This window comes from Polaromonas sp. (assembly GCF_039932935.1).
Classification (GTDB): domain Bacteria; phylum Pseudomonadota; class Gammaproteobacteria; order Burkholderiales; family Burkholderiaceae_C; genus Polaromonas.
In genome coordinates this window covers 1-16,507 of record NZ_JBDTPB010000146.1, presented here as the reverse complement: position 1 = coordinate 16,507, position 16,507 = coordinate 1, and the positions used below count along the sequence as shown (strand labels likewise).

At 59.7% G+C, this 16,507-nt stretch carries 17 protein-coding genes; 6 read left to right on the top strand and 11 right to left on the bottom strand.

The genetic code is table 11. The annotated features are described in order from the left end of the window. Positions 1-175 precede the first annotated feature (175 nt). Positions 176-640, top strand: a complete 465-nt coding sequence (locus ABI546_RS23215) for an RNA-binding protein (RefSeq protein ID WP_348050720.1) — start codon at positions 176-178, stop codon at positions 638-640. A gap of 107 nt (positions 641-747) precedes the next feature. Here the strand turns inward: ABI546_RS23215 and ABI546_RS23210 are convergent, their stop codons facing one another. The 4 genes from ABI546_RS23210 to ABI546_RS23195 form a co-directional block, all read right to left on the bottom strand. Then, positions 748-1,524, bottom strand: a complete 777-nt coding sequence (locus ABI546_RS23210; RefSeq protein ID WP_348050718.1) for an SDR family oxidoreductase — start codon at positions 1,522-1,524, stop codon at positions 748-750. A 30-nt stretch (positions 1,525-1,554) separates the two neighbouring features. Next, a complete protein-coding gene (gene lptC, locus ABI546_RS23205) occupies positions 1,555-2,331 on the bottom strand; it encodes an LPS export ABC transporter periplasmic protein LptC (protein WP_348050716.1) in 777 nt (258 codons plus the stop codon). Beyond that, the gene (locus ABI546_RS23200) at positions 2,328-2,930 is read right to left on the bottom strand and encodes an HAD hydrolase family protein (protein ID WP_348050714.1); all 603 of its coding nucleotides are present in this window, start codon (positions 2,928-2,930) and stop codon (positions 2,328-2,330) included. The genes lptC and ABI546_RS23200 overlap by 4 nt, the downstream gene beginning before the upstream one ends. A gap of 151 nt (positions 2,931-3,081) precedes the next feature. After that, positions 3,082-4,074 carry a KpsF/GutQ family sugar-phosphate isomerase gene (locus tag ABI546_RS23195; protein WP_348050712.1) on the bottom strand — a complete coding sequence of 331 codons (993 nt, stop codon included), beginning with the start codon at positions 4,072-4,074 and terminating at the stop codon, positions 3,082-3,084. Between the two features lie 126 nt (positions 4,075-4,200). On the opposite strand from ABI546_RS23195, the gene ABI546_RS23190 reads away from it, so the two are divergent. Together ABI546_RS23190 and ABI546_RS23185 are read left to right on the top strand one after the other, a co-directional pair. After that, positions 4,201-6,195, top strand: a complete 1,995-nt coding sequence (locus ABI546_RS23190; protein ID WP_348050710.1) for a cation:proton antiporter — start codon at positions 4,201-4,203, stop codon at positions 6,193-6,195. A gap of 90 nt (positions 6,196-6,285) precedes the next feature. Further along, complete coding sequence (locus tag ABI546_RS23185) at positions 6,286-6,858, top strand: adenine phosphoribosyltransferase (protein ID WP_348050708.1); 573 nt, start codon at positions 6,286-6,288, stop codon at positions 6,856-6,858. Positions 6,859-6,988: 130 nt separating this feature from the next. On the opposite strand, the gene ABI546_RS23180 is transcribed toward ABI546_RS23185, so the two are convergent. The 7 genes from ABI546_RS23180 to rpmH form a co-directional block, all read right to left on the bottom strand. After that, the gene (locus tag ABI546_RS23180) at positions 6,989-7,708 is read right to left on the bottom strand and encodes a hypothetical protein (protein WP_348050706.1); all 720 of its coding nucleotides are present in this window, start codon (positions 7,706-7,708) and stop codon (positions 6,989-6,991) included. Between the two features lie 253 nt (positions 7,709-7,961). Then, the gene (locus ABI546_RS23175; protein ID WP_122954706.1) at positions 7,962-8,453 is read right to left on the bottom strand and encodes a cyclic nucleotide-binding domain-containing protein; all 492 of its coding nucleotides are present in this window, start codon (positions 8,451-8,453) and stop codon (positions 7,962-7,964) included. A 264-nt stretch (positions 8,454-8,717) separates the two neighbouring features. Next, entirely contained in the window at positions 8,718-10,154 is a 1,437-nt protein-coding gene (gene mnmE / locus ABI546_RS23170; RefSeq protein WP_348050703.1) for a tRNA uridine-5-carboxymethylaminomethyl(34) synthesis GTPase MnmE, read from the bottom strand. A 119-nt stretch (positions 10,155-10,273) separates the two neighbouring features. After that, positions 10,274-11,995: a membrane protein insertase YidC gene (gene yidC, locus ABI546_RS23165; RefSeq protein WP_348050701.1), complete on the bottom strand. Its 1,722-nt coding sequence runs from the start codon at positions 11,993-11,995 to the stop codon at positions 10,274-10,276. Then, on the bottom strand, positions 11,992-12,270 hold the full coding sequence (yidD, locus tag ABI546_RS23160; protein WP_348050808.1) for a membrane protein insertion efficiency factor YidD: 279 nt from the start codon (positions 12,268-12,270) through the stop codon (positions 11,992-11,994). Before yidD ends, yidC begins: the two co-directional genes overlap by 4 nt. A gap of 47 nt (positions 12,271-12,317) precedes the next feature. Beyond that, the gene (locus ABI546_RS23155) at positions 12,318-12,737 is read right to left on the bottom strand and encodes a ribonuclease P protein component (RefSeq protein ID WP_348050699.1); all 420 of its coding nucleotides are present in this window, start codon (positions 12,735-12,737) and stop codon (positions 12,318-12,320) included. 53 nt (positions 12,738-12,790) lie between these two features. Then, positions 12,791-12,925, bottom strand: coding sequence for a 50S ribosomal protein L34 (gene rpmH / locus ABI546_RS23150; protein ID WP_007862708.1), 135 nt, complete (start codon positions 12,923-12,925; stop codon positions 12,791-12,793). A 446-nt stretch (positions 12,926-13,371) separates the two neighbouring features. Here rpmH and dnaA point away from each other — a divergent pair, with 446 nt between their 5' ends. The 3 genes from dnaA to ABI546_RS23135 all read left to right on the top strand — a co-directional run. Continuing rightward, entirely contained in the window at positions 13,372-14,766 is a 1,395-nt protein-coding gene (gene dnaA / locus ABI546_RS23145) for a chromosomal replication initiator protein DnaA (RefSeq protein ID WP_348050696.1), read from the top strand. A gap of 308 nt (positions 14,767-15,074) precedes the next feature. Continuing rightward, positions 15,075-16,181 (top strand): DNA polymerase III subunit beta, encoded by a 1,107-nt coding sequence (dnaN, locus tag ABI546_RS23140; protein WP_348050694.1) that lies wholly within the window; start codon positions 15,075-15,077, stop codon positions 16,179-16,181. Positions 16,182-16,295: 114 nt separating this feature from the next. Then, on the top strand, positions 16,296-16,507 hold a 212-nt coding region (locus ABI546_RS23135), incomplete at its 3' end, for a hypothetical protein (RefSeq protein ID WP_348050692.1).

Here is a 16,507-nt window from a genome sequence, read left to right as displayed (position 1 = left end):
TAACGCTAGTGGATTGTGTTTTAGATGACTCGAGCATAATATGCCGGTGCGGGTGTCGGCATCCGCGCACGTTAGGTGATCGGTCAGTTTCGCGCGCTACAGCGGTACGTATCAAGGTTTGTTGTGCTTTCGGGACCCCATCGCTTTTGTTTTTGTGTTTTAGAGGAGTCCCTTCATGGGCAACAAACTATACGTCGGCAACCTGCCTTACTCGGTGCGTGACGAAGACCTGCAACAATCTTTTGGCCAATTCGGCGCTGTCACCAGCGCTAAAGTCATGATGGAACGCGACACCGGTCGCTCCAAAGGATTTGGCTTTGTCGAAATGGCAAGCGATGCAGAAGCTCAAGCTGCCATCAACGGCATGAACGGCCAGCCTTTGGGCGGCCGTAGCGTTGTCGTGAACGAAGCGCGCCCGATGGAGGCACGTCCTCCCCGTACCGGCGGCTTCGGCGGTGGTGGCGGCTACGGTGGTGGTGGTGGTGGTGGCGATCGTTCCGGCGGTGGCGGCTACGGCGGTGGTGGTGGCGGCGGTGGTCGCTCCGGCGGCGGCGGTGGCGGTGGCGACGGCGGATTCCGCAGCCCCTACGGCGGCGGTGGTCGTTCTGGCGGCGGTGGCGGCGGACGCGGCGGCTACTAAGCCCTCCCCAATCCACTCTTCAACCACAAGTTGAAGAAAGTTTTAAAAGGCTTCAGAACTTCGGTTTTGAGGCCTTTTTGCTTTGCGATGCAGGAAACGACCGGAACTCAGCGTTCGTCCTGGCGCTGCTTGCGGGCCCGGCCAGACAGCGCCTTGTCGAACAACGCGTTCGGCAGCAGACGCAACAACTTGGCAACCATTCCCATTTGCCAGGGGATCACCCGGTAGCTATGCCCTGCCTGAATCGTGGCGAACGCTTTTTCGGCAAACACTTCGGCCTTCATCAAAAACGGCATGGCATAGCGGTTTTCGCGGGTCAGCGGCGTGTCGATATAGCCAGGGCAAATCGTGACCACCTTGACGCCGCTGGGACGCAATTCGCCGCGAAGGCTTTCACAGTAATTGATAACCGCCGCCTTGCTGGCGCAATAGGCGCCGTGGCCGGGAAGGCCACGTATGCCGGCCACGCTGCCGATACCGACCAGGGTTCCGTTACCTCGCAAGGCCATGCTGGTGATAAACGGATGAAAAGTGGCGGCCACACCAATATTGTTGGTCGCAAAAGTTTGCGCCATGACATCAAGGTCTGCACGAACAGCGGAATCCATGCCGATGCTGATGCCCGCATTGGCGATCACGACATCCGGCACACCCTGCGCCGTGATGCAGGCCTGCCCCGCCGCGACGATGCCGTCTATGTCAGAGACATCAGCGCTGTAAATCTGATACCGGCCCGCACTGAGAGCACTTGCGTCGGCCCAAGCCTGCACCTCGGCAGTCCTGCGGGCGGCCAGCGCCAGGCGATAGCCTGCGGAATAAAACCGCAGGGCCAGCGCCTGACCAATGCCGCTGGAAGCGCCGGTGATGAATACGAGTCTGGACATGTTGAGGCGCCGTTCGTTAAAAATGCGGTGTTACCGCGCTGACGATGCACTGCTTGACGGCCTCGCGGCCGGCGTGAGAGCCGGCGCGGGCCCGGGGAAAGCAAGGTTACCGGCACTCGCAGCGCTGGCCGCAGAGCGCGGCACCAGAATGCCGCGAACACGTCCCTTGAGGTCGGCCACCTGGTCGAGGTTGTCGTAGGCAAAGGTGTCGCCGGTGAACTGGTCGGTGCCGCGAATCAGCAGCACCGGCTTATGCGACTTCACACGCTCGTCATTCAAGAAAGCATGCAGAAACTCGCCGTGAAATTCCATGCGCGGCGTCTCCTTCCCGTTCGCATCCTGGCTCGCTTCTCTGATCACCACCGCATTGCCCGTCAGCTGTACCTCCGATCCATCACCGTTGGTGTAGGCCCGGTTGGCTGTGGCCGTCGTGATGCGCTTTTCCACGTTAATGCTGCGAATGCGCGCCTGATCAATTTCCAGGATGTCGGTATCTGAAAAATGCCGGGCCTCGGTTCCGTAAATTTCGCTCTTGAGGTGGCCCCCTTCGTCAAACGTCTTGACGGTGAATTTACGCATGAAGTAATCGACATCATGGCTTGCCTCCTTCGCCATCTCGGGCGGGCTGAATATCGGGGTATTGCGCACGAGCCAATACGTGCCCAGAGCCAACACCCCCATCATCAGAAGCGGCATGTAGATGGCGACACTGTCCCACGTACGCAAAAAACTTCGCCACATGCTTTTCAAGGATGGCGGCGCTCCCTGGTTGCGGCCTGCGCCGCCACCCGTCACGGAAGTACTCATTGGCGGTATTCCTCCAGCAAGCTGGCGTAGCGTCCACTCGCAACCAGCAGCACATCACAGAACTCACGTGCCGCGCCGTGGCCGCCTGCCGCCTGGGTCACGTAATGGGCCATTGCACGAACCTCTGCGTGCGCATTGACGGGTGCGCAGCTCATGGCCGCCCGAGACAGCACAGGCAGATCAGGCCAGTCGTCCCCCATGGCGGCAGCGGCGTCCCAATCCAGCCCCAAGGCTTGCAGGGTAATTTCGGCAGCAGGGCGTTTGTCTTCTGTTCCAAAATGCGCATGTGTAATGCCCAGCGCCTGCAGCCGGGCACGCAGCACATGGCTGTCGCGTCCGGTGATGACCGCCGGCGTAATGCCAGCCCTCTGAAGCAACTTGAGCCCATGGCCGTCCAGCGTATTGAAGCGCTTCACAATTTCACCGGAGGCGCGGTAGCCACCATTGGCCACCGCCAACTCATGGCCATCAGGGTACTCGGAGAAATACAGGCCGCCATCCGTCAGGACACCATCAATGTCAAAAAACGCGACCTTGACGCCTTGGGCGCGAAGCAGCAACTCCGGCGCGAAATTCACGATAGGCGTCACAACCTTCATAGGTAATCTCGCAAAAATCGAAACGCCGCCATCTGCGCGAGGCCTCGACTTCGCAAGCCAGGGCCGCGGATCTGGCTACGCCAGGCCGCAGGCGCAGGGGCCCCCCCGCGGGGCAGCGCATTACGCGAAGCGAAAAGCGTGAGGGCCATATTCATATCACTTTTGCCCGCATCAGATCGTTGGTGTTCAGCGCACCGCACAACGCGCCAGCGGCATCCACCACCAGCACGCTGGTGATCCGGTATTGCTCCATCAATGCGACGGCCTCCACGGCCAGCGAGTCGGGCTGTATCGTGCGCGGGCCGGCATGCATCACGTCGCCGGCCTTGCTGCTGCGCAGATCCACGCCTTTTTCGACCAAGCGGCGTAGATCGCCATCGGTGAATATGCCGAGTACGCGCCCACCGTCATCCACCACAGCAGATGCACCGAGTCCCTTGGCGCTCATTTCGCGCATGAGGTCGGTGAAACTGGTATCTGCCCGCACTTTGGGTACCGCCTCGCCGCTGCGCATCACGTCACTGACATGGGTCAGCAATTTGCGGCCTAACGCTCCGCCCGGGTGCGAACGGGCAAAGTCTTCTTCCTTGAAGCCGCGCGCATCCAGCAGGGCCACCGCCAGCGCATCGCCCAGCGCCAGTTGCGCGGTCGTGCTGGCAGTGGGCGCGAGATTGAGTGGACAGGCTTCCTGCGCTACGCTGCTGTCGAGTCTCACTTGCGCATGCCGGGCCAGCGTGGACTGTGCCCCCCCCGTAATCGCCACCATGGGCACGCCCTGGCGGCTCAGCACCGGCAGGATCATCGTCAACTCGGCGCTTTCCCCGCTGTTGGAAATCGCGAGCACCACGTCAATGGCCTTGATCATGCCCAGGTCGCCGTGGCTGGCCTCCGCCGGATGAACAAACATGGCGGGTGTTCCTGTGGAGGCGAGGGTGGCGGCAATCTTGCGACCGATGTGGCCGCTCTTGCCCATGCCCATCACAACAACGCGGCCGCGGCATTCCAGCATCAACTGCACCGCCTGTGCAAATTCAGCGCCCACACGTCCCGCCAGGCCCAGCACGGCCGCCGCTTCTATTTCAAAGGTCTTCCTGGCAAGGCTCAGCACCTGTTCGGCATCAAAGTTCGCGGTGTCAAGGCTCATGGCAGCATTCTATAGAGGCGCCCGGCGCCCATCCTCGCGGCGGACAGCCATGCACGGCTCTTTCGCGGTCCTTTATCGCCTGCAAATCGTTCCGGGGCGTTCAATTTCCTCGGCTACCATCAATGCATGAGCGCGCTTGAACTGACCCTGCTGTACCTGCTGGCCGCTGTGCTGGGTGTGGTCGCATGCCGCTCGCTCAAGTTGCCTCCCATGCTGGGCTACCTTGCTGTGGGCGTTGTCATTGGCCCCAACGCACTGGCGCTGGCGCAAAATTCCGACGGTGTTCGCCATCTGGGCGAGTTCGGCGTCGTGTTTTTGATGTTTGTGATCGGGCTCGAGTTCAACCTCCCGAAATTGCGCTCCATGCGCCGTCACGTTTTCGGTCTGGGCTTGTTGCAGGTCACGCTGACCATCGTGCTGGCCACCGTGGGGTCCTTGTTTCTTGCCAGCATGGCGCCCAGCCTCTGGAAGATGGGCTGGCAAACCGCCTTGGCGCTGTCCGGCGCGATTGCCATGAGCAGCACCGCCATTGTGGTCAAGCTGCTGTCGGAACGCCTCGAACTGGAATCGGAGCATGGCAAGCGCGTCATGGGCGTATTGCTGTTTCAGGATCTGGCCGTTGTGCCGTTGCTGGTGTTGATTCCGGCGCTGGGTGCGCCGGCCGATGCGCTGTTCATGGCCCTTGCGGTTGCGGGGGTCAAAGCCACCCTGCTGGTCGGCTTGCTGCTGACCGGCGGGCAACGCATCATGCGCTGGTGGCTCACCATCGTGGCGCGGCGCAAGAGCGAAGAGCTGTTTGTACTCAATCTCCTGCTGGTCACGCTGGCGCTGGCCTGGCTAACTGAGCAGGCCGGCTTGAGCCTGGCACTGGGCGCTTTTATTGCCGGCATGCTCATTTCCGAGACCGAATACAAACACCAGGTGGAAACCGACATCCGTCCCTTCCACGATGTTCTGCTGGGCCTTTTCTTTATCAGTATCGGCATGCTGCTGGACTGGCGGCTGGTGCTCGAACGGTGGCCCTTGGTGCTGCTGCTGACGACGCTGCCCGTGCTCTTCAAGCTGGTGTTGGTGACTGCCTTGGCCCGCTCACTGGGCGCGACCGCCGGCGTCTCACTGCGCACCGGCCTGTACCTTGCCCAGGCCGGTGAGTTCGGCTTTGTGCTGCTCACATTGGCTCAGCAAAGCAACCTGGTGCCACCCGCGCTGCTCAATCCCATTCTGGCCAGCATGGTGCTGTCCATGCTGGCCACGCCTTTCATCATCATGTACAGCAACCGCATCGTGATGAAGCTGGTCTCCAGCGAATGGCTGCAGCAGTCGTTGCAGATGACGACCATCGCGCGCAAATCCATCAACGCCAACAAGCACGTGATCATTTGCGGTTACGGCCGTTGCGGCCAGAATCTCGGCCACATGCTGGAGCGCGAGGGAATCCAGTACATGGCGCTTGACCTGGACCCCGACCGGGTGCGGCAAGCCGCTGCTGCCGGCGACTCCGTGGTGTTTGGCGATGCTGTGCGCTTGCAAGCCCTGATGGCCGCCGGCCTGGCCCGCGCCAGCGCGGTGGTCGTGACCTACCTGGACACGGCCAGTGCGCTCAAGGTGCTGGCGAACACCCGCGCCCACGCCCCCACAGTGCCGGTGATCGTGCGAACCGTCGATGACCATGACCTCGAAAAACTCCAGGCGGCGGGCGCCACCGAAGTGGTGCCCGAAGCAATCGAGGGCAGTCTGATGCTGGCCAGCCATGCGCTGGCCTTGGTCGGCGTGCCTATGCGTCGCGTGATCCGCGTGGTGCAGGACCAGCGTGACGCGCGCTACAACCTGCTGCGTGGTTATTTCCGCGGCGCCGACGACGACACGGTCAATGAGATTGAGCAAGAGCGCCTCTCCAACGTCACGCTTCCACTGGATAGCAAGTCCGCCGGAAAGCCTGTAGGCGCCATGGCGCTGGAAGCCGGTGGAGTACGCGTGGTCAGTCTGCGCCGCAGCAATGGCAAGGCAGTGCCGGCACACCACGAGACCTTGCTGGAAGGCGGCGATACGCTGGTTCTGTCGGGCAAACCCGAGGCGCTGGCCATAGCCGAAGAAAAGCTGCTGCGCGGCCGCGCTGTTTAAGCAGCCGAGCGCCGGCAGAAATCACCCGGCAGGGTAGCCGCCTGTCGTGACGATGGGGGCACAATACGGGCGCACTCACTTGAACCAGCCATGCCTGACTTGCACAGCCTCACCCACCAAACCGTCGGCCAATACCTCAAAAACCATATCCGCACGGTGCCGGACTGGCCCGCTCCCGGCGTGCAGTTTCGTGACATCACGCCTTTGCTTCAGAACCCCAAGGTTTTTCGCGTGTTGATTGACGCCTTTGTGCACCGCTACATGGACGCGCAACTCCGGCCCGACGTGGTGGCGGGACTGGACGCGCGCGGGTTCATCCTTGGTGCGGTGGTGGCCTATGAATTGAACGTTGGCTTTGTGCCGATCCGCAAGAAGGGCAAGCTGCCTTTCACGACCGTGCAAGAGACCTATGAACTCGAGTACGGCAGCGCTACCGTGGAACTGCACACCGATGCGGTCAAGCCTGGCGACCGGGTGCTCTTGATCGATGACCTGATCGCCACGGGCGGAACCATGATGGCTGGCAAAAAGCTGCTGGAAAAACTGGGCGCCACCGTCACCGAAGGCGCGGCCATTGTCGACCTGCCTGAACTGGGTGGCTCCGACAAATTGCGTGCGGCTGGCTTACCGCTCTTCACCTTGATTGATTTCGCCGGGCATTGAGCCGCCCGACGCGGCACGGAACAAGGCGGTTTTGCCGCCTCAGCCCAGGCTGATGCTATTAAAATAATAGCTGCTTGCGCCCGCTGCTATTGGGCTACAGCCATATTTTGCCTCGGTTAGCGCGGGTCCGTCAGTGCAGATCGCCGTATTGGGTGCTGCTGAGTGCGGGCATGGCCGCGGAATCCGGCGGCATCTCCGTGTCCTCAAAACCCGTCAACAGCGTGTAGGAACGCGGGCCGCTGTGAACCTTGACGCCCTTTTCCGATACAGCTGGCCCTTGCGCGGATGCCGCCGCCAAAGCCTGTTTAAAAGCGGCGACCTCGTCGGCCTGGATCGGCTCATAGCGCGGCGCCGCCGGTTTGGCTGGTGGGGTTTCCACGTTGGTTTCGGCCCGCACGGCTGGAGCCGGCGTCGGTTGGTGCACGGCCGGGGCGGCGGGCTTCACCACTACGGCCAGCTCGTCCAGGCGCCAATACACGGCAGGCACGGTTATTTCAAAGCGCGTTTTGGCATGCTGCATGATCAGCGTCTCAATTTCACCCAGCTGCTCCGGCGGTCCGCCAAAAGCCTTTGCCAAATCCATCATGACCAGGAATTCATTGCCGCCCTGGTCGAGTGAGAGCACCTTGAACTTGTAGCTCGCGGAGAGCACGCCGGAACGGGTCATCGCCTCGCGAATTGCGACATACAGCTGCTCGCGACGCGCATGGCGCTTGACTTTGCCGGTATCGGCCGGCACCAGGTTTTCGGCGGCATGCCGCTGGGGAGCGGGTGCTACGCGCTTGTGCTCTTCGTGGGCGGCCGGTTTGGCTTGAGGTGGCTTGCTGGAAAACCAGTTCATAAAAGACATAAGCAACGTTCTCGTGATGAATCTGCATTTTCCATCAATGCACGAAGTGAAATCTGTAAGCAATAGCTCAAACCGGGTCAGCTGTTGTTTGGCAGCGAATCCGGTTTGGCCAGTTACTGTAGCGATTCACTTATGCGAAATCTGGTAAAAAATCACGCCGATCGCGACTTTTGACGGCCTGTTGCGTCATAAGAATCGTGTCGGGGAAAGTTGCCACGTTGCTGCCGTGCCGTGCACCCAACGGGGTAGAGGTTCAGGTCACCGCGACGCGCTTGGGGCGGTTGTACAGCCGTTTGGCCATCACGGAGCCCATCGCCATGGTCAACTCCAGCGCGATGGGGCTGTGGCGGTTTGCCAGCTCAAGAAAGCGCATGGGCGTGAGGCACCACAGTTTGCAGGGCGTTGAAGCATGCACGGTGGCGCTACGCGGCATGTGCGAGAAAAATGCGCCTTCCCCGAGTACGGTACCGGCGCCTACGAGCGCCATCCGAACGCGAGCCTTTTCATCTTCGTAATGAACGCTCAGCGTGCCGCTTTCCACGAAATACAGGGTCCGGTCCAACGCGCCTTGTTCCATCAGCACCTGGCCGCTGTTAAGGGCAAACGGCTGCATGTAGCTGGCCAGGATGTCCCAATGCGGCTGGTTGAATTGACAGCGCAACGCGTCACTGGCGTGGCAGTGAAGAATGGCCTGGGCGAGGCCCTGGATGTCAAAACGGATAGCGGCAGGTAGTGGAGCGTTCATAGTGGGACGGAAGATACCTTTGCACTACAAGGCCGGCAAGGGACATTAACGCCCCCTTACACCTGATACAGCGGGTTCAAAATTTGTAATTTCATTGGGAAATGAGGGTTTTGGCTGCAACTCAACCGCTGATCCTCCGGGTCGCCCCGCTGGTCGGCTTTTGGCACCCAAAAGACCTACTTACCAGCCGCTGGTGTGTAGCGGCGCCAGTTTTTTCAACCGACGCGATGCACTGGCCCGGCAAAGCAGACGGCCAGGTCCAAGCTACTTGCCTATACAGAAACGCGAGAAAATTTCACCCAGCAGGTCGTCGGCGGTAAATTGACCTGTGATCTCACCCAGATGGCGCTGGGCCTGGCGCAAATCTTCGGCCAGCAGGTCGAGCGCGGGATGCGCGGCGTGCAGTTGTTTCGCCGCCTTTTGCAGCTGGGCATTGACGTTTTCCAGCGCGCGTACGTGGCGCTCGCGGGCCATGAAGACACCCTCGGGCGCCGCCTGCCAGCCCACCACTTCCAGAAGCTTTTGACGCAAGTCATGCAGGCCGGCACCGGTCTTTGCCGATATCGTGACGCCCGCTGGCAGCGTCTCTATCGCCGCAGCGGTCACCGCGTCTGACTTGTTCCAGACATCAATCACGGTGACGTTTTTGGGGAGTTTTTGGCTCAGGACCTTTGCTAATCGAGCGTCAGCAGCTATGTAATTTATAGCATCCTGTGAGTCGCCGCCTGGCGCTTGCCGCGCCAGGTCGTGCAGAAAAAGCACCGCGTCGGCACTTTCGATTTCCGCCCAGGCGCGCTCGATGCCGATTTTCTCGACCTCATCCAGCGCGTCGCGCAGGCCGGCAGTGTCGACCACATGCAGCGGCACCCCTTCTATCTGGATCAGCTGCGACACCTTGTCGCGGGTGGTGCCCGCGATCGGCGTGACGATGGCCAGCTCGGCCCCCGCCAGCGCGTTCAGCAGCGAGCTCTTGCCGGCGTTGGGCTGGCCGGCAATCACGACCTTGATGCCTTCACGAAGGATGGCGCCCTGCGTGGCGCGCCGCATCACATCGGCAAGAGTTGTCCGCAGGCGAACCAGCTGGCCCTCTGCATCGGCTTTTTGCAGGAAGTCGATGTCTTCTTCCGGAAAGTCGAGCGTGGCCTCGACCAGCATGCGCAGATGGACCAGCCGTTCCAGCAGGGTATTGACGGCGTCCGAGAACTCGCCGGACATTGATCGCGCCGCCGAGCGCGCGGCGATTTCGGTGCTGGCGTCGATCAGGTCGGCGATAGCTTCTGCCTGCGCCAGGTCGATTTTGTTGTTGAGAAACGCGCGTTCGGTGAACTCGCCGGGCTGTGCGACGCGAAGGCCCGCAAGGGCTGCCTGGCCCGTCACGGGTTCCAGGGCCGCGCCAGCCTCCAGGCATCGCGCCAGCAGCAATTGCAGCACCACAGGGCCACCATGGGCCTGCAGTTCCAGCACGTCCTCGCCGGTGTAGGAGTGAGGCGCGGGGAAATGCAATGCCAGGCCTTCGTCGATGGCCATGCCTTGCGCGTCGATAAACGGCAGGTAGGTCGCGTGGCGAGGCGCTAGCGGGCGGCCGCACACGGCTTCAATGACCGCGGCAATGTTTTTGCCCGACACACGCACGATGCCGACCGCGCCACGGCCGGGTGCGGTGGCGATGGCAACGATCGGGTCGTGGTGGCGGGCCAGCATGGTGCGATATTAAGGGGCAAAGGGGGCGGTGGGGTGGGGCTAAAGCGGTTTCAGCGCCGGCTTCGTCCCCCAAGCAAAAGGGCCGCGAAGCGGCCCCTTTTTTTATTTTCTGCCTGTCCTCAGTTGAACTTCGGCAGGTTGAACTGCGGCGGCACGCCCATGCGGGTGTTAATGATCCACTGCTGGGTGATCGACAGGATGTTGTTCGTGATCCAGTACAACACAAGGCCGGCCGGGAAGAAGAAGAACATCACACTGAAGATCAGCGGCATGAACCACATCAGCTTGGCTTGCATCGGATCCGGCGGCGCAGGGTTCAGCGCCGTTTGCAGCATGGTGGTCAGGGTCATCAGCACAGGCAGGATAAAGAATGGATCCGGCGCTGAGAGGTCATGGATCCACAAGATCCACGGCGCATTGCGCATTTCAACACTGGACAGCAGCACCCAGTACAACGCAATGAACACCGGGATCTGGATCATGATGGGGAAGCAGCCGCCCATCGGGTTGACCTTTTCTTCCTTGTAGATCTTCATCATCGCCTGCTGCATTTCTTGCGGCTTGTCTTTCAGGCGCTCACGCATTTCCATGATCTTGGGGTTGATCGCCTTCATCTTGGCCATGCTGGAATACGCCTTGGCGTTGAGCCAATAGAACGCAATCTTCAGCAACAGCACCAGCGCCACGATGGACCAGCCCCAGTTGTGCAGGAAGCCATGCAGCTTGTCGAGCAGCCAGTACAGCGGCTTGGCCAGGATGGTGAGCCAGCCGTAGTCTTTGACCAGTTCCAGGCCGGGGGCAATGGCTTCGAGGGTTTTTTCTTCTTGCGGGCCGACAAAGAATTTCGACTCCACGGTTTTGGTGGTGCCAGCCGCGATGGTGTCCAGCGGCGTGATCAGGCCCACGGCGTAGAGGTTGTTATCCACCTTGCGGAAGAAGAGGTCGCGCTTGAGTCCGTCCGGCAAGATCCAGGCCGTTGCAAAGTAGTGCTGCACCATGGCCACGTAGCCGTTGGAAGCCTGCTTCTCGACGTCGACCTTGTTGTTTTCGATGTCCTTGAATTCGACCTTCTGGTATTTTTTCGCCTCGGTGTAAATGGCCGGACCGGTAAAGGTGGAATAGAACGACGACTCGCCGGGCGGCTTGTTGCCGTCACGCACGAGCTGCAGATACAACTGCGGTGTGACCGCTGCCGTGCCGGTGTTCACGATATCGTGGCGCACGGCAATGTCGTAGGCGCCGCGCTTGAGGGTGTAGGTCTTGATCAGCTTGACGCCATTGATGTCCGCCGACTCAAACTTGACCTGAAGCTCGTCCTGTCCCTCTTTCAAGGCCCGGTCACCGGGCACAACGGCCATTGGCGTCTTGTGGGTTGGCAAGGCAGCGCTGCCAATCAACCCCGTTTGCGCCACGTAAACGCGGTTGGCGCTTTCATCCATCAGGACAAAACCTTCTTCTTTGTGCGTCTGGTCTTTGTATTTGATGAACGCCGAGTGCACCAGGGTGCCGCCTTCGCTGTCAAATGTCAGTGTGAGCACATCGGTGTTCACAACCACGCGTTCCCTGGTTGTCGATGGGGTGATCGACGGGGCACCGGCGGGCACAACACCGGCGGCGCCTGGCGTTGCGTTGGCGGCCTGCGGCGCAGGCACAGAAGACCCTGCGCTGCCGATGGCTGCGGGAGCCGAAGCCGCGGAACCGGTCGCAGGCGCCTTGGCGCTCTGTGTTGCCGAAGGAAAGAAGGTCGCCTTGTGGCCGTTATAAACCTGCCACTGGTCCCACAACAGGACCATGGAAAAACCAAAAATCACCCACAAAATGGTGCGGCGAATGTCGTTCATGACGGCGTCTTTTTAGAAGGGGTGGGGGCCACCGTGGTGGCCAGGCGGGAAAAGAGGGAAACAGACGGCACCGGATCGTGCCCGCCTTCGCACCAGGGCTGGCAGCGGGCCAGCCGGCGCAAGGTAAGGTAACTGCCCGCGGCCGCACCATGCTGCTGCAGGGCCTGCAGCGAATAGGCAGAACACGTCGGCTCAAAACGGCAGGCGGAGCCCAGCCAGGGGCTGAGAAACAAGCGATAGCCCTTGACCAGGCCAATCAACAAGGTTTGCGGCAAACGGACCAGCGGAGCCAGCGTGGCAATAACCTGGGTAATAACCTGGCTCATGGCGCCTTGGCTCCTGCCTGCATCAAGGCCAGCACTTCGGTGCGCACGGCCAATTTGAGCTGCTCGGAGCTCGCGCTGATGAATTCGGTGCGCGAAAAATCACGCCGCAAGCGGACCACATAAGCAGCCTGTGGATACTGATGCGAAAAATCAGCGCTCACGGTGTAGATCTGTCTTTTGATGGCGTTGCGTGTGACGGCGCGTTTGGCCCAGCGTTTGGGGACCATGGCCCCCAGCCAGACATCCTGTATGGGAAACAGCGGTTTTGCCGCAAGCACATCAGCCAGTTTGCCGGGTCCGGTTTGCTCAGGCCTTGCGCCCAGCGCATTGCGGTGCAATGCGAAGTGCGTTGTCTTTGCAACAATGGCGCCGGCAAGAACTGCCTGGAACTGCGGTCGGGTCTGAAGCCGTTGCACGAGCGCCAGGCGTCAGTTTAAAAACTGCGAATGGCTGGCAGCAAAAAACAGGCTTATACAGCCAGGCGTTTACGGCCTTTGGCGCGGCGTGCAGCAATCACTGCGCGGCCGCCGCGCGTTTTCATGCGCGTCAGGAAGCCGTGCGTACGGGCGCGTTTGACTTTGGAGGGTTGGTATGTGCGTTTCATGATGAGTCCTACTAGCCGGTCAGCTACAAAGCTTCCCCCTTTGCCTTGCGTTGCCTTCTTGTTGACTTGATCAATTACTCAATCAAGCTCAAGGGCACTGCTTTTGGCGATTCGAATGATCTTGGTGGCCGTACAACACAACCATCTCTGCAAGTCTTCAAGGCAGGCAAACCCGCCGCGAATCAGGGAAACCCATGATTATCGCAGATTTCCCAACGCTGGCAACAAGTTAGCCCGCCCATTTGGGGTAAAGGCTGAGATGCGACTGAAAGGGGTCTTGGCTACCATAAAACGGCTCCGGAAATAGGTTGAAACCCGAAGCAATTATTTTGTGGATAACTCGTCACGCGGACTACAATTGCCGGTGCTTAAAATTAACAATATCCACAAGCAGCTAACCGCTGCCGGGCGCCTCTTCCCAGGCCAGCAACCCAGCCAAAAACAGCATGAGTGAGGCATCCGTACAAAACCTGAACCAGGATTTGTGGCAAAGCTGCGTAGACCACCTGGCGCAGGAATTACCTGAACAACAGTTCAATACCTGGATCCGCCCGCTGCTCGTGGAGGTCGCTCCTGACCTCACCAAAGTCACCGTTTTGGTTGGCAATCGCTTCAAGCTGGACTGGGTTCGTGCCCAGTATGCAGGCCGGATTTCGGCCTTGCTCGAGAAGATTTCCGGCCAAAGCATTCCACTTGAGTTAGCGCTTGCTCCGCGCGAATCCCCCGTCAAGTCATCATCTTTGGTTCGCAGCTTTGAAGGCTCCAGCGTTCCTGAGCCCGTCGGCTTGGGCGTTCCTGAAGAAGCCGCAGGCGCTCCGTTCAAAAACCGCCTTAACAGCGCGCTGACTTTCGACACCCTGATTGAAGGCACAGCCAATCGCATGGGCCGGGCCGCAGCGCTTCACGTTTCCAGCAGCCTGGGCCAGCTTTACAACCCGCTTTTTATCTACGGCGGCGTCGGTTTGGGCAAGACCCATTTGATGCACGCCATCGGCAATAAGCTGCTGTCAGACAACCCCGCCGCCAAAGTTCTCTACATCCATGCTGAACAATTTGTTTCAGATGTGGTTAAAGCTTACCAGCGCAAGACTTTTGATGAATTCAAGGAGCGTTATCACTCCCTGGATTTGCTGCTGATTGACGACGTCCAGTTCTTCGCCAACAAGGATCGCACCCAGGAAGAGTTTTTTAACGCTTTTGAGGCCTTGCTGACCAAAAAGTCGCACATTGTGATGACCAGCGACACTTATCCCAAGGGTCTGACGGATATTCATGAGCGGCTGGTGTCGCGCTTCGATTCCGGCCTCACGGTCGCCATAGAGCCGCCTGAGCTCGAAATGCGTGTCGCCATCCTGATCCGCAAGGCCGAGGCCGAAGGCACGTCCATGCCGGAAGAAGTCGCCTTCTTCGTCGCCAAGAACGTCCGCTCCAACGTGCGCGAGCTCGAAGGCGCCTTGCGCAAGATCCTGGCGTACTCACGCTTCAATCTCAAGGAAATCTCCATCCAGCTGGCCCGCGAGGCCCTGCGCGACCTGCTCTCTATACAGAACCGGCAGATTTCCGTCGAAAACATCCAGAAGACCGTCGCCGACTATTACAAGATCAAAGTCGCCGACATGTATTCAAAGAAACGGCCCGCCAGCATTGCCCGGCCACGGCAGATCGCCATGTACCTGGCCAAGGAACTCACCCAGAAGAGCCTTCCTGAGATCGGTGAGCTCTTTGGCGGGCGTGACCACACCACCGTGCTGCACGCCGTGCGCAAGATGTCTGCCGAACGCCAGCAAATGACAGAGCTCAACCAGCAGCTGCATGTGCTCGAACAAACCCTCAAAGGCTGAAATGCGCCATATAAACCGTTTAGTACCCTTTAGCGCGCAGTTTTGGCAGTGTTTTACCCGGCTCCAACACCCGCGCAATAACTTTGGGGACAACTTTTGAACAACCCATGGCTTATCCACAGAAGCAGATGACAATCGAAAGTTGTTCATATTGGGCACGGTACTTCAGGGGCGTCTGAACACATGGTTAAACAAACGCCAAGTGGTTGATCAAAAAGGGGAAAATGGTGCTATCCACAGATGAGTGCCACCCTTATCTACTACTACTAATTTGAATTAAAGAATTAAAGATATATACAGAGGAAGTCATGATCGTTCTGAAAGCAACCCAGGATAAAGTTTTGTCGGTACTGCAATCCGTTGCCGGCATCGTGGAGCGCAGGCATACCTTGCCGATTCTGGCCAACGTGTTGATCCGCAAAACCGGTGCACAGCTGCAGCTCACCACGAGCGACCTGGAAATCCAGATCCGCACCACGGCCGAGCTCGACGGCGACGCCGGCAACTTCACCACCACCGTGGGCGCCCGCAAACTCATCGACATCCTGCGTTCCATGCCCAGCGACCAGACCGTCTCGCTCGAGTCTTCGCAAAACAAGCTGATCCTCAAGGGCGGCAAAAGCCGCTTCACGCTGCAAACCCTGCCGGCTGAAGACTTTCCCCTGGTCCAGGAAGCCGCCAACTTCGGCCCAGGCTTCGCTGTGCCGCAAAAGGTGCTCAAAGAGCTGCTCAACCAGGTGTCGTTTGCCATGGCGGTGCACGACATCCGCTACTACCTCAACGGCATACTGTTCGTCGCCGAAGGCAAGCAGCTGAGCCTGGTTGCCACCGACGGCCACCGCCTGGCGTTCTCGTCGGCCATGCTCGACGTTGAAGTGCCCAAGCAGGAAGTCATCTTGCCGCGCAAGACGGTTCTGGAAATGCAGCGCCTCCTCAGCGACAAAGAAGGCGCCATCGAAATGCAATTTGCCGGCAACCAGGCCAAGTTCAGTTTTGAAGGTATGGAATTTGTCACCAAGTTGGTCGAAGGCAAGTTCCCCGACTACAACCGCGTGATTCCCAAGAACCACAAAAACATCATCACCCTGGGCCGCGTGCCCCTGCTGGCCAGCCTGCAGCGCACCGCCATCCTGACCAGCGAGAAGTTCAAGGGCGTGCGCCTGAACATCGAGCCAGGCACCCTGCGCGTGGCCTCCAACAACGCCGAGCAGGAAGAAGCTGTCGACGAGCTCGACATCGACTACGGTGGCGACGCCATCGAAATCGGCTTTAACGTGACCTACCTGATCGACGCCCTGGCCAACATGGACCAGGACATGGTGAAGATCGAGCTGGCTGACTCCAACAGCTCCGCGCTGCTGACCATTCCCGACGACGCAGCCTTTAAATACGTGGTGATGCCGATGCGCATTTAACGCGCCGACCACACGCTGAACAACAACCAGACCCGCGACTCTCCGCGGGTTTGGTCATTCAAGAGATTGAAGAAATCGAAGTAATTCGAGAAAAGATCGGAAGTAAAGCTGGCCATGACTGAAGAAAACAAACCTAACGAAGCCGATCAGGTAAACGTCAACGACGGTGCTGCAACGGAGGAAAGCTCCAATTTCCAGCCCAAGATCGACACCAACCAGGCCGGCGCGTCCGAAGCCTATGGTGAGGGCTCCATCCAGATCCTGGAAGGCCTGGAAGCCGTGCGCAAGCGCCCCGGCATGTACATCGGCGACACGTCTGACGGCAC

Excerpts from the sequence above, each read along its gene's own strand:
- ABI546_RS23180 (WP_348050706.1), bottom strand. The coding sequence starts at position 7,708 with ATGTCTTTTATGAACTGGTTTTCCAGCAAGCCACCTCAAGCCAAACCG.
- ABI546_RS23195 (WP_348050712.1), bottom strand. The coding sequence starts at position 4,074 with ATGAGCCTTGACACCGCGAACTTTGATGCCGAACAGGTGCTGAGCCTT.
- mnmE (WP_348050703.1), bottom strand. The coding sequence starts at position 10,154 with ATGCTGGCCCGCCACCACGACCCGATCGTTGCCATCGCCACCGCACCC.
- ABI546_RS23215 (WP_348050720.1), top strand. The coding sequence starts at position 176 with ATGGGCAACAAACTATACGTCGGCAACCTGCCTTACTCGGTGCGTGAC.
- ABI546_RS23200 (WP_348050714.1), bottom strand. The coding sequence starts at position 2,930 with ATGAAGGTTGTGACGCCTATCGTGAATTTCGCGCCGGAGTTGCTGCTT.
- rpmH (WP_007862708.1), bottom strand. The coding sequence starts at position 12,925 with ATGAAACGCACATACCAACCCTCCAAAGTCAAACGCGCCCGTACGCAC.
- ABI546_RS23210 (WP_348050718.1), bottom strand. The coding sequence starts at position 1,524 with ATGTCCAGACTCGTATTCATCACCGGCGCTTCCAGCGGCATTGGTCAG.
- yidC (WP_348050701.1), bottom strand. The coding sequence starts at position 11,995 with ATGAACGACATTCGCCGCACCATTTTGTGGGTGATTTTTGGTTTTTCC.
- dnaN (WP_348050694.1), top strand. The coding sequence starts at position 15,075 with ATGATCGTTCTGAAAGCAACCCAGGATAAAGTTTTGTCGGTACTGCAA.
- dnaA (WP_348050696.1), top strand. The coding sequence starts at position 13,372 with ATGAGTGAGGCATCCGTACAAAACCTGAACCAGGATTTGTGGCAAAGC.
- lptC (WP_348050716.1), bottom strand. The coding sequence starts at position 2,331 with ATGAGTACTTCCGTGACGGGTGGCGGCGCAGGCCGCAACCAGGGAGCG.
- ABI546_RS23185 (WP_348050708.1), top strand. The coding sequence starts at position 6,286 with ATGCCTGACTTGCACAGCCTCACCCACCAAACCGTCGGCCAATACCTC.
- ABI546_RS23190 (WP_348050710.1), top strand. The coding sequence starts at position 4,201 with ATGAGCGCGCTTGAACTGACCCTGCTGTACCTGCTGGCCGCTGTGCTG.
- ABI546_RS23175 (WP_122954706.1), bottom strand. The coding sequence starts at position 8,453 with ATGAACGCTCCACTACCTGCCGCTATCCGTTTTGACATCCAGGGCCTC.